Genomic DNA, 11,723 nt, shown 5'->3' with positions numbered 1-11,723 from the left:
TATGTCTTTTTTAGGAAAATGGTTAATTCTTTTTGGATTTATATTAATACTTCTTGGATTGATTTTTGTTTTTATGGACAAAATACCTTTTTTGGGTAAGCTTCCAGGAGATATAAGAATAGAGAGAAAAAATTTTATATTCTATTTTCCTTTGACCACATCTATACTTTTAAGTCTTATTCTAACAATTATCATAAATATAATTCTTAGATTAAGAAAATAACATGCTAAGGCGATTAGTTATTGCTTTCTTTTTGATTTTCATTTTTGTTTTTTTAAATGGTTCTTACTCTCAGAATATTCCTTTGGTAAGAATAGGTATTACTAAAATTGATAGTGATGCATATTTTTCAAATGTGGGAAGGATGTCTACAGATTTTCTTGACATAAAAGTGGAAGGTAAAGGATATGTGAAAGTAAGAGTAAAAAATGGGTCTGGCTTCATAGAGAGTAATACTGGAATTTTGAGTGTAACTTTACCTTTGAGGATTTATCCTGATGGCTACTATGTGAATTATAATTCTAATTATTATAGAGGATACTTGGAAATTCTTCCCTCAGGATGGCTTATTAATGTACTAAATATGGAAGAATATCTCCTCTCAGTGGTGCCTTCCGAGATGCCTGTCTCTTATCCTTTAGAAGCTTTAAAAGCACAAGCAATAGCATCCCGTACTTATGCATTAGTAAATAGAGGAAAACATGGGGAATTTGATCTTTGTAATACTACACATTGCCAAGTATACAAAGGTATGAGTGTAGAGAATGAAAGAAGCACAAGAGCGGTTATGGAGACCTTAGGCGAGGTGATTACCTATAATGGTCAACTTATAAAAGCGTTTTTTCACTCCTCTTCAGGAGGATATACAGAAGATTGTAAATATGTATGGGGAGAAGATCTTCCCTATTTAAAAAGTGTAAGGGATGTAGATGAGTTAATAAATGATACTTGGAGTAGGGTAATAAGCATTAATGAACTTACTAACAAGTTGAATTCTGTAGGAATAAATTTAAGTGACAGTTTTTCTATAGAGCTGGAAAAGACAAATTCTGGTAGAGTGTACACTGTATACTTTAAAAGCGACCAAGGAATTTATTCTTTGAAAGGAACCACTTTTAGGAGTTTGTTTAATCTTCCCAGTACTTTATTTGATATGGAGTTAGGTAGTTATTACCTGTTTTTATCAGGACGAGGGAATGGTCACGGGGTAGGCCTTTCTCAAAAGGGGGCAAGATTTTTAGCAGAAAAAGGTTATAATTATAGAGAAATTTTGAAGTATTATTATCAGGGAGTAGAGATAGTAAAATGGTATTAAAGTTATCAGATTATGATTATTATCTGCCAGAAGAATTAATTGCTCAGGAACCTGCAGAGCCTAGGGATTCTTCTCGTTTAATGTTGGTGAATAGAAGAACTGGTGAGATTGATATAACCATATTTAGGGAAATCAAAAATTACTTAAAAAGTGGAGACGTATTAGTACTAAATAATACAAAAGTTATACCCGCAAGACTTTACGGTAAAAAAGATACAGGAGCAAAAATAGAGGTATTACTTCTTAAAAAAGTGGAAGAAGGAGTATATGAAGCTTTGGTAAAACCTGGTAAAAGAGCAAAGATTGGAACAAAAATATATTTCTCTGGGGATATTTATGCTGAAGTGGTGGAAAGGAAGGAAGAAGGAATATTTGTACTGAGGTTTTCTCAGGAAGATTTAGAAGAAATTCTTCCTGAAATTGGTAATATCCCTCTTCCTCCTTATATTAAGAAGCCTCTTAATGATCCTAATAAATATCAGACAGTTTATGCACAAAAGGAGGGGGCTGTAGCAGCTCCAACTGCTGGTTTACATTTTACTGAAGAGCTTCTACATACTTTACAAAAGATGGGTATTGAAATTTTATACATTACTCTACATGTTGGACTTGGAACCTTTAGACCAGTAGTGGTGGAGGATATTACTAAGCATAAACTGGATCCAGAGTATTTTGAAGTGAGAGAGGATGTGGCAGAGAGAATAAATAGAGCAAAGGAAGAGGGGAGAAGAGTTATAGCGGTAGGGACCACAGTCACAAGGGTATTAGAAGCTCAGGGAAGATCTGGAAGGGTTGAACCTGGGGCTGGGCTTGTAGATCTTTTTATATATCCTGGTTTTGAGTTCAAAATATTAGATGGTCTAATAACTAATTTTCATTTGCCAAAATCTACCTTACTTATGCTGGTGGCTGCCTTTATGGGATATGATCTTATGAAAAAGGCTTATAATAGAGCTATTGAAGAAAGAATGAGATTTTACAGCTTTGGGGATGCCATGTTTATTTATTAAGGTGAAAAGATGTATGATTTTTGAAATTATTGTAAGAGATAAAAAAACGAGAGCAAGACTGGGAAAACTTAAGACTTTTCATGGGGAGATTAATACTCCTGTTTTTATGCCCGTAGGAACTCAGGGTGCAGTAAAAACTCTTTCTCCAGAAGAAGTGGAGAAGGTCGGAGCAGAAATAATTCTCTCTAATACATACCATCTTTTTTTAAGACCAGGACATGAGATTGTTAGAAAAGGTGGTGGACTTCATAAGTTTATGGGATGGGAGAAACCAATTCTTACTGATAGTGGAGGATATCAAGTATTTAGCTTGGCAAGATTAAGAAGGATTGACGAAGATGGGATATATTTTAATTCTCATATTGATGGAACTCGGTATTTTTATACTCCTGAACTTGTTATGGAGATACAAAAGTCTCTTGGTTCCGATATTATAATGCCCTTGGATATATGTCTTGGATATGGAGCATCTTACTGGGAAACGAAAGAAGCCCTTGAAATTACTTTGAGGTGGCTTAAAAGGAGTATAGATTACAAAAATAATAGCAATATGGATCATCAACTTCTTTTTGGAATTGTGCAAGGGGGTTTTTATAAAGAGTTAAGGAAAGAAGCAGTAGAAAGAATGCTTAATATAGATCTTCCGGGATTGGCTCTTGGTGGAATAAGTGTAGGAGAACCTAAGGATAAAATGTATGAGATAATAGATTATACAGTAAGTTTGCTTCCTGAGGAGAAACCAAGATATCTTATGGGAGTAGGAGCACCTGAAGATTTAGTAGTGGGAGTTTCTATGGGAATAGATATGTTTGATTGTGTTTTACCCACAAGGCTTGCAAGACATGGGGTTTTTTATACTTCAAAAGGAAGGAAAAATATAAAGAATGCACAATATAAAGAGGACTTTTCACCTCTTGAAGAAGATTGTGATTGTTATACTTGTAGAAAGTTTACCAAAGCCTATATTAGGCATTTATTTTTACAGCATGAAACTTTTTCCTATAGACTTTTAACTATTCATAACCTAAGATTCCTTTTTAGATTAATGGAAAATATTAGGAAAAGCATTAGGGAAGGGAGGTTGGAAGAGTTTAAGAAAGAATTTTTAACTGAGTATCTAAGAGATGATCGAGAAAATAGATTGGAGAAGGAGGAGCTATGGAGCAAGCTGTTAATTTAATAAGTATACTCTTAGTTTGGGGTGCTTTTTTAGCTATTTTTTATTTTATTCTTGTGATTCCCCAAAAAAGAGAAGCAAAAAGAAGACAGGAAATGCTTGATTCTCTAAAGGTGGGAGATAGAATAGTTACAAAGGGGGGATTGATAGGACAAATAGTAGCAATTAATAAACAAAAAAAGATTATTCAGGTTTCTTTTGCAAAGGGAATAGTTTTTGAAATGCTTCTTGAAGGTGTAGCTTATCCCTTAAAAGATTAATAAAGAAAGGGGAGATAAAGGATTTATGAATATAAGACCAGAAATTAAAACTGCTTTTATAGTGATTATTTTGGGCATTGCCATATGGATACTACTTACCTTTCCCTTTAGATATGGGCTGGATATAAGGGGCGGTATAAGAGTAACATTGCAATGCCAAAAGACAGAAGGGGTAGAAATTACCGATGATGCTGTAAGGAGAACTATAGAGGTTATTAGAAATCGTATAGATCAATTAGGAGTTACAGAGCCATCCATATATAAAGAGGGAAGCGATAAAATTGTAGTAGAGCTTCCTGGTATAAAAGATCCCGAAAGGGCTCTTGAGATTATAGGACAGACTGCTCTTTTAGAGTTTAAAGATGAAACTGGAAAAACCATACTTACAGGTTCTGCTCTTAAAAATGCTAAGGTTGAATTTGATCAAGTAGGACAACCTATGGTTAGGGTAGAGATGAATCCAGAAGGTGCAAAGATTTTTGCAGACTTCACTTCAAAAAATGTAGGAAAACAGGTATTTATAGTGCTTGATGGGAAAGTAATATCAAATCCTGTAATTAAAGAGCCTATAACGGAAGGGACAGGAGTAATTACAGGTAGATTTACTATTGATGAGGCACAAAAACTTGCTATTCTCTTAAGAGCAGGTGCTCTTCCTGTCCCTGTGAAGGTAATAGAAAATAGAACCATCGATCCTACTCTTGGTAAAGATACCATGGAGTCTGCATACAGAGCAGGAGTAATTGGGGCCATTCTTGTGGTGTTGTTTATGATTTTGGTTTTTAGATTTTTAGGATTGGTCGCAGATATAGCACTTTTGATTTATGTGGTTCTTGATCTTGCTGCTTTAAAGTTATTAAATGCCACATTAACTCTTCCTGGTGTTGCAGGTATTATTCTTTCTATCGGAATGGCTGTGGATGCTAACTGTCTTATCTTTGCAAGGATGAAGGAAGAGTATGCTCAAAGGAAAACACCTATGGCTTCTCTTGATGCCGGATTTAGAAATGCTTTAAGGGCTATCATTGATAGTAATGTGACTACTATCCTTGCCGCATTAATTCTATTCTATTTTGGAACAGGTCCTATAAGAGGTTTTGCTGTAACCTTGTCTCTTGGTGTGGCTCTTTCCATGTTTACTCAAATAACTATAACTCGTACGCTTCTTGAGAATTTATTGTCTTTGCCTGTTTTTAAGAAGGCAACTAAGCTTTTGGGCTTATAAAGAAGGGAGGAAGATTTGTGAAAAAGGAGATTAATTTTTTAGGAAAAAGGGTAAGAAGAGTATTTATGATATTATCCCTTCTCTTTGTTATAATTGGGATGTATTTTTTCTTTACTAAAGGCTTAAATTATAGCATTGATTTTCAAAGTGGCAGTGTGATCTATTATAAACTCTCATCTCCTTTAAATAGTAATCAGATAGCAAATTTAAGGGATATTGCTAGGAGTTTTTATAGTAAATCTACCATTCAGACAGGATCAAATGGAAAAGAAGTATGGATAAGAACCAAATTTTTAGAAGAAAATGAGCTTAAGAGATTAACATCAGAAGTAGAAAAAGTAATTGTTAAGTATGAAGGAAGAGAGATAACAACTATTGAGCCTACTATAAGTAGAGAGCTGAGAGAAAAGGCTATTTTGGCGGCGGTTCTTGCTATAATTGTCATGCTTGTATATATAACAGTGAGATTCAGATTTGATTTTGCAATTTCTGCTATTATAAATGAGGCTTTTGTTTTGCTTGCTACTATTTCAATTTTTGCCATATCCCAATGGGAGGTTAGTCCATCCTTTATTGCTGCAATTCTTACCCTACTTGGTTATGCTATTAATGACAACATAATAGTTTTTGATAGAATAAGGGAGAACTCTAAAAAATATCCTAAGGAAGATTTCACAATTATTGCCAATAGAAGTATTAATCAGACTCTTGCAAGAACTTTATATACTGTGATAACTACTTTACTTGCAATTACTCCTCTTCTAATATGGGGTGGAGTGGTTTTAAGACCATTTATTCTTGCTATATATCTTGGAATAATAATTGGAACCTATTCTACCATATATATAGCATCGGCCATTCTTTGTGAGTGGAGAGAATTACAGAAATAAAGTATGAGAAGATGGGTTTTCCTCTTTGAGGAAAATAAAGGGCAGGAAGAGGTTTTGGCAAGAAAGCTTGGAATATCATCTCTTCTTGCCCGACTCCTTTTGAATCGAGGAATAAGTGAACCTTCAAAGGCAAAAAAATTTTTAAATCCTAAGATAGAAGATTTATATGATCCTTTTACTTATTTTCCCGATTTAGAAAAGGCTATAGATTTCTTAATTAAGCTAAGAAATGCTAAGAGAAAGATACTTGTTTTTGGAGATTATGACGTAGACGGAATAACTGCTACAACCCTTATGTATAGAGTTTTATCCCATTGGGGGTGGGATGTAAGTTTTTATGTGCCTCATAGACTGGATGAAGGGTATGGGTTAAAGGAAAAAAGTGTTAAAAAAGCGTTATCTCAAAATGAGTTTATAGGTCTATTAATTACTGTGGATTGTGGGATTAAAAGTAAAAAAGAGGTTGAATATTTAAAGAAAAATGGAGTTGAAGTTATTATTACTGATCATCATATTCCTGAGGAAGGAAGTATTCCAGAAGCTCTTCTTGTGCTTGATCCTTACTTAAACAATTATCCCTATCCATATATGGCAGGAGTTGGAGTTGCTTTTAAGTTCCTAAAAGCCCTGGGAGATGCAATAGGGAAAGATATTTATAAAGAAAAGGGGGTATTAGAATTAGTAACCTTAGGAACCTTGGGAGACTTAATGGAGCTTAAAGATGAGAATAGGGTCCTTGTTAGATATGGTCTTGAGAAGATTTTAAATTCCGATCTTGTAGGAGTTAGAACTCTTATTAGAAAAGTAGGGCTTGATAAAAATACTTTTATAAGTTCAAAGGATATTATTTTTAATATAACTCCAAGGATAAATGCCATAGGTAGATTCAAAGAGGTAGAAGAAGCAATAAGACTATTTCTTACTGAAAATGTAGAAGAAGCTGAGATACTTTTTGATAAACTTGACGAATTTAATAGGAAAAGAAAAGAAGAGGTAGAAAGAGTTTACGAGATGGCAAAAGAGATGTTAAGAGAGGAGGATATAGAAAATAATAAAGCAGTATTTTTATACAATAGTTTGTGGGGGAGAGATGTGGGTGGGGTAATGGGAATTGTAGCTTCTATGCTTGTAGAAGAATATAATGTGCCCTTCTTTCTTGGAAGAAAAGAAGGAGAGTTTATTGTCTTTTCAGGGAGAGGAGTAGAAGATGTAAATTTATTTGAATTTGTCTCTAAGTTATCAGACTATTTAATAAACTTTGGTGGACATAAAGGAGCTGTTGGTTTTTCTCTGTTTGAAAAAGACTATGAGGATTTTAAGAATAGTGCAGTAAGGCTTGCAAATGAAATTTGGAAGGAATTAGATTTTACTCCAAAGGTTAAGATAGATGCTGAAATTCCTTTAGATAAGATTAAAAGTGAAAATATTGGTAAGTTTCTTTCTGAGCTTGATATGCTTTCGCCTTTTGGTCCAGGTAATGAAGAACCAAGGTTCAAAATAAATTCAACGGTTATTGCATATTTTGAAAAAATGGGAAATGGAGGAAGATATAAGATTAAAATTGGTGATATATCGGGAAAAATTTTGTCAACTCCCATTTTTTCTCTTGGAATAGAGGAAGAAGCGCTAAAAGAGTCTCCTCAAACAGTGGATATTGTCTTGAGAATAGAAAAAGAGGGATATCAAGGTAGAGAATATTTCAATTTTTATTTGGAAGAATGGAGAGAGGCTGAAAAGAAAGAGAAAGAAGAAAAGAGAGAAAAGATAAGGGCAATTTTGTATTTTCTTGAGAATGATACAGAGAAGACTTTTCTTATAGAGGAAATAAAAAAGAGAGGTAGAGAATATGCTATTATTTCCCCTTACTGGAATAAAGTTTATTGGAATGAAGAGATTGTGTCTCCATGGGATTTCTCTATAGATCTTTCAAAAGACAAAGTTATCATCTGGGATGATGCAGAATGGTTTTTAAATGAGGAATTTTATGAGAGGTTTTTGGTAAAGATAAGAAATATAAATAATCCTATCATTTTCCTTTCTAATCTTAAGAAGGAAGAAAAAAGATTAAATTTGTCCGATATACTTGGTATTAAGAATTTGCGAATACCAAAAAAGTCTTTTAATCCTGCTTTTATTGATGTTAGATTTTCGAAAAATAAGGAAAAGGATTTACAGTTTTTTGAGGGAAAAGACGTGTACTTCTATCCTAATAAAGTACCTATAAGGATGTATAGATATTTGATTTTTCTCAAGCCTCCGTTGACAGAAGTAGAATTTGTAAGATGGTCAAAATTTGGCCAGAATATAGTTCTTCTATTTGGAAAGGAAGATTTTATATACAGCTATAAGAAGGTGCAAGAAGTTTCTATGGGACTATTGAAAGAAGAGAGAGAATTTTTTGTTACTCAATCTCATAATTTTCTCCTCTTTCTTCAGAAGGCACGACCATCGGAGATATATTCTCTTCTTGTGTAACTATTCTTCTTGCCACTGTTAGAAAAGCTGTATGGGCTACCATCCTATGAAAAGGTCTTACGGATAAACCTTCAATTTGCCAAGGTCTTAGTAAGGTTTCAATGGTTTCTATCAAGGTAAAAGATTTTGTACCTTTCAGAGCCTCAACAGTTTTTTGAGCTTGAATTATAGTAGGAGTATAGGCTAAAAAAATTCCTCCAGGCCTTAAAGCTTTCAAAATATTATCTATAGCTCTCCATGGTTCTGGCAGATCTAATATAATTCTATCTATGTTTTCATCTATTATTTCTTCGTAGATGTCTTTTAATCTCAATATATGATTGTCTTTTTTTCCTAAGAAATTTTCTATATTTGATAAAGCTCTTTTTGCAAAGTCTTCTCTTATTTCATAGGATATTACCGTTCCTGTTTCACCTACTGCTTGAAGAAGGGCAATGGTTAATGCTCCAGAGCCTATTCCTGCTTCAAGTACCCTTGCTCCAGGATAAATATCTGCCCAAACTAATATGGTAGCTATGTCTTTGGGATAGATTATTTGGGCTCCACGAGGCATTTCGAGAATAAAATCTGAATAAGTAGGTCTTAGAACAAGAAGGTTTGCTCCCTGAGAGGATCTTATTATACTTCCTTCTTCCATTCCTATAATATCATTATGCCTAATATATCCTTTATGAAAGTGAAAGATCTTTTCTCTTTCAACCTGTATTAGATACCTTCTTTTGCTATCAAAGAGAACAACCCATTCTCCCTCTGAGATTTTTCCCTTTCTTCTTATCTTCATTTTTGGTTTCTGTATCTTTTTAGTTTAAGTTTTGCCTCTTCCCAAGGATAAGTATTTATAATATCCTCTTTTTGAAGCCAAGCTCTCCTTGCTACTGCTATTCCATATCTTATTAAAGAATAGCTTCTAATATCATGACTATCAGTGCCAATAGAGAGATATATTCCATATTTTTCTCGGGCTATTCTGGCGTCTATATCACAAAGGTCAAGTCTATCAGGTTGAGCGTTTATTTCCAGGACTGTTCCTGTTTCTTTTGCCCAATAAAGAATAGTGGGCAGATCCACCTCATAAGCAGGTCTTTTGTTTATTAATCTTCCTGTAGGATGACTTATTATGTCAACCCATGGATTTTTAATGGCTGATACAAGCCTTTCTGTAATTTTTTCCTTAGGTTGTTTAAAGCCAGAGTGAAGTCCTGCAATAACAAGATCAAAATTTTTAAGCACCTCTTCAGGTAGATCAATGCTTCCATCACTTAAGATATTTGCTTCAATACTGTGAAGAATCTTGAAATCTCTGTATTTTCTGTTCAACTCTTGTATTTTTAATCTTTGTTTTTCAATTTGTTCCGGAGTTAATCCTCCCGCAACTCCTAAGGCTTGACTATGATCTGAAATTACTACATATTTATATCCAAGTTTATAGGCTACCTCTACCATCTCTTCAAGAGTATTAGCACCGTCGCTCCAGTCAGTATGAACATGCATATCTCCAAGGATATCTCTTTCTTCTACAAGATTAGGTAGTTTTCCTTCCATTGCGCTCTCAATTTCGCCTTGGTCTTCTCTTAACTCTGGTGGTATATATTGAAGCCCAAGAATTTCGTATATATCTTCTTCTTTTTCTCCCCCTATCTTCTTGTTGTCACTTATTCTAAAAACACCATATTCATTTATCTTTAAACCTTTCTTAATAGCTAATTCTCTTAGTTTTATATTATGCTGTTTTGATCCTGTAAAATATTGTAATGCAGCCCCAAAAGAGCTCTTTTCTACCACTCTGAAATCAACTTGAATTCCTGGTTCAACGATTATGCTGGTTTTTGTAGGTCCTGCTGCAAGGATATTCTTTAAAATTGGAAGATTTTTTAGAACCTGGTTTACCCTGTCCATATCCGAAGTAGTGATTAATATATCTATATCTCCTATAGTTTCTTTTCTTCTGCGCAAACTTCCTGCAGGTACAATATTTTCTATAAAGGGGTATTGAGATAGGTAATTTACAATTTCTTCGGTAAGAGGGAGGGCCACACCTAAGGGTATTCTCTCTGGGACAGTCTGTTTTTCTCTATATTCCTTTATAGCCTCAAGAATATTTTGTTCTACTTTTGGACCTAATCTTGGAAGTACTCTTATTTTCCCTTCTTTTGCTGCTTTTTCTAATGAATCTATATCTTTTATCCCAAGTTCAGCATAGAGTCGGTAAGCAAGTTTTGGGCCAATACCTGGTATTTTCAGAAGCTCAAGGATCTCTGGAGGAATCTCTTTTCTTAATTCCTCCAAGTAGGAGACTTTTCCTGTAGTAAGATATTCTTTAATTTTTTGTCCAATACTTTCACCGATACCTTTGATTTGGTACAATTTACCCTGTTTGAATAATCTCTCTATATCTTCAGGAAGATTTTCTATTCTTCTTGCAGCTTCTTGATAGGCTGCAATTTTATATTTATTCTCTCCTTTTATTTCAAGGAGAGCTGCTATTTCATCTAAGATTTGAGCAACTTCCTTGTTTTTCATAGTTTTATTATATCATACAAGAAATTATTTATAATTTAGAATCCATATCTCTGTATTTTTTGGTAGATCTTTTGGAGTCAAAGTTATTCTATTTGAGTTTATTGTTATAATTTTGAATTCTTTTTCTGCCCTTTTTAGAAATTCAGAAATGGGTAAAATAGGCCAGTCCTTGGTATATTCTGTTTTATAGTGTATGGGTATCACAATCTTAGGTTTTATTTCTCTTATGGTGGTTATCACATCTTTCACATCCAATGTGAAAAATCCTCCCACAGGAATAAATAAAATGTCTACATTCTTAAGTTTGACTAATTCCTTCTCTGATAAGAGATGTCCTATATCACCCATATGGACTATTTTAAAACCATCTCCTTCTATAACGACGATACTATTTTTTCCTCTCTGAGAGCCTTTTGAATTATCATGGTATACAGGTATACTCCATATTTTTATATTTTTAACCTCTTTATTTATTGGGTTCCAATCTTTTCCGTCATTTTTTGTTCCTACAAGTATTTCAACCTTTTTATGTAGAAAATTTGGATTAAAATGATCTTCATGTTCATGGGTACTTATGATTAGATCTGCATTGGTTTGGGGTATGGGATAGTCTGAAGAAAAGGGATCTATTATTATGGAATAGTTATTTTCAAAAGATACTTTGACGCATGCGTGTCCATAATAGGTAATTTCTAAAGCTAAAGCAACACTTACTAAGAGGGTTAAAGCTGAGAGAATTAAAACTATCTTTTTCATAATCCCCTCCCAATAACTTTAATTTTTAAAATTATTATACATCAGCATACTTGTATTCGTTTTCAAAGTGTTATAAAATAATTCAAAAATTGAT

Annotated in this window: 11 protein-coding genes; 8 read left to right on the top strand and 3 right to left on the bottom strand. The window is 33.7% G+C overall.

The genetic code is table 11. The annotated features are described in order from the left end of the window. The first annotated feature begins 1 nt into the window (after position 1). From DTUR_RS08315 to recJ, 8 genes are read left to right on the top strand one after another with little or no spacing between them, the layout of a single operon-like run. Positions 2-223 carry a DUF2905 domain-containing protein gene (locus DTUR_RS08315; protein WP_012583957.1) on the top strand — a complete coding sequence of 74 codons (222 nt, stop codon included), beginning with the start codon at positions 2-4 and terminating at the stop codon, positions 221-223. Position 224: 1 nt separating this feature from the next. Then, on the top strand, positions 225-1,316 hold the full coding sequence (locus DTUR_RS08310; RefSeq protein ID WP_012583956.1) for a SpoIID/LytB domain-containing protein: 1,092 nt from the start codon (positions 225-227) through the stop codon (positions 1,314-1,316). Further along, the gene (queA, locus tag DTUR_RS08305) at positions 1,307-2,326 is read left to right on the top strand and encodes a tRNA preQ1(34) S-adenosylmethionine ribosyltransferase-isomerase QueA (protein WP_012583955.1); all 1,020 of its coding nucleotides are present in this window, start codon (positions 1,307-1,309) and stop codon (positions 2,324-2,326) included. The genes DTUR_RS08310 and queA overlap by 10 nt, the downstream gene beginning before the upstream one ends. 13 nt (positions 2,327-2,339) lie before the next feature. Continuing rightward, positions 2,340-3,506, top strand: a complete 1,167-nt coding sequence (gene tgt / locus DTUR_RS08300) for a tRNA guanosine(34) transglycosylase Tgt (RefSeq protein ID WP_012583954.1) — start codon at positions 2,340-2,342, stop codon at positions 3,504-3,506. Beyond that, positions 3,485-3,763 carry a preprotein translocase subunit YajC gene (gene yajC, locus DTUR_RS08295; RefSeq protein ID WP_012583953.1) on the top strand — a complete coding sequence of 93 codons (279 nt, stop codon included), beginning with the start codon at positions 3,485-3,487 and terminating at the stop codon, positions 3,761-3,763. The genes tgt and yajC overlap by 22 nt, the downstream gene beginning before the upstream one ends. Positions 3,764-3,788: 25 nt before the next feature. After that, positions 3,789-4,988, top strand: coding sequence for a protein translocase subunit SecD (gene secD, locus DTUR_RS08290; RefSeq protein WP_012583952.1), 1,200 nt, complete (start codon positions 3,789-3,791; stop codon positions 4,986-4,988). A 17-nt stretch (positions 4,989-5,005) separates the two neighbouring features. Next, positions 5,006-5,878 (top strand): protein translocase subunit SecF, encoded by an 873-nt coding sequence (gene secF / locus DTUR_RS08285; protein WP_012583951.1) that lies wholly within the window; start codon positions 5,006-5,008, stop codon positions 5,876-5,878. A gap of 3 nt (positions 5,879-5,881) precedes the next feature. Next, on the top strand, positions 5,882-8,353 hold the full coding sequence (recJ, locus tag DTUR_RS08280; protein WP_012583950.1) for a single-stranded-DNA-specific exonuclease RecJ: 2,472 nt from the start codon (positions 5,882-5,884) through the stop codon (positions 8,351-8,353). On the opposite strand, the gene DTUR_RS08275 is transcribed toward recJ, so the two are convergent. From DTUR_RS08275 to DTUR_RS08265, 3 genes are read right to left on the bottom strand one after another with little or no spacing between them, the layout of a single operon-like run. Then, on the bottom strand, positions 8,280-9,134 hold the full coding sequence (locus DTUR_RS08275; protein ID WP_012583949.1) for a tRNA (adenine-N1)-methyltransferase: 855 nt from the start codon (positions 9,132-9,134) through the stop codon (positions 8,280-8,282). The two genes, recJ and DTUR_RS08275, sit on opposite strands and share 74 nt — an antisense overlap. Continuing rightward, positions 9,131-10,873, bottom strand: a complete 1,743-nt coding sequence (gene polX / locus DTUR_RS08270; RefSeq protein ID WP_012583948.1) for a DNA polymerase/3'-5' exonuclease PolX — start codon at positions 10,871-10,873, stop codon at positions 9,131-9,133. The genes DTUR_RS08275 and polX overlap by 4 nt, the downstream gene beginning before the upstream one ends. 24 nt (positions 10,874-10,897) lie before the next feature. Further along, a complete protein-coding gene (locus DTUR_RS08265) occupies positions 10,898-11,629 on the bottom strand; it encodes an MBL fold metallo-hydrolase (protein ID WP_012583947.1) in 732 nt (243 codons plus the stop codon). Between the last annotated feature and the right edge of the window lie 94 nt (positions 11,630-11,723).

It is taken from the genome of Dictyoglomus turgidum DSM 6724, assembly GCF_000021645.1.
Taxonomy (GTDB): Bacteria; Dictyoglomota; Dictyoglomia; order Dictyoglomales; family Dictyoglomaceae; genus Dictyoglomus; species Dictyoglomus turgidum.
This window is presented reverse-complemented; position numbering and strand designations above follow the sequence as displayed.

Coding starts and splice junctions, on each gene's coding strand:
- secD (WP_012583952.1), top strand. CDS start 3,789: ATGAATATAAGACCAGAAATTAAAACTGCTTTTATAGTGATTATTTTG.
- yajC (WP_012583953.1), top strand. CDS start 3,485: ATGGAGCAAGCTGTTAATTTAATAAGTATACTCTTAGTTTGGGGTGCT.
- DTUR_RS08275 (WP_012583949.1), bottom strand. CDS start 9,134: ATGAAGATAAGAAGAAAGGGAAAAATCTCAGAGGGAGAATGGGTTGTT.
- DTUR_RS08310 (WP_012583956.1), top strand. CDS start 225: ATGCTAAGGCGATTAGTTATTGCTTTCTTTTTGATTTTCATTTTTGTT.
- polX (WP_012583948.1), bottom strand. CDS start 10,873: ATGAAAAACAAGGAAGTTGCTCAAATCTTAGATGAAATAGCAGCTCTC.
- tgt (WP_012583954.1), top strand. CDS start 2,340: ATGATTTTTGAAATTATTGTAAGAGATAAAAAAACGAGAGCAAGACTG.
- queA (WP_012583955.1), top strand. CDS start 1,307: ATGGTATTAAAGTTATCAGATTATGATTATTATCTGCCAGAAGAATTA.
- DTUR_RS08315 (WP_012583957.1), top strand. CDS start 2: ATGTCTTTTTTAGGAAAATGGTTAATTCTTTTTGGATTTATATTAATA.
- DTUR_RS08265 (WP_012583947.1), bottom strand. CDS start 11,629: ATGAAAAAGATAGTTTTAATTCTCTCAGCTTTAACCCTCTTAGTAAGT.
- recJ (WP_012583950.1), top strand. CDS start 5,882: ATGAGAAGATGGGTTTTCCTCTTTGAGGAAAATAAAGGGCAGGAAGAG.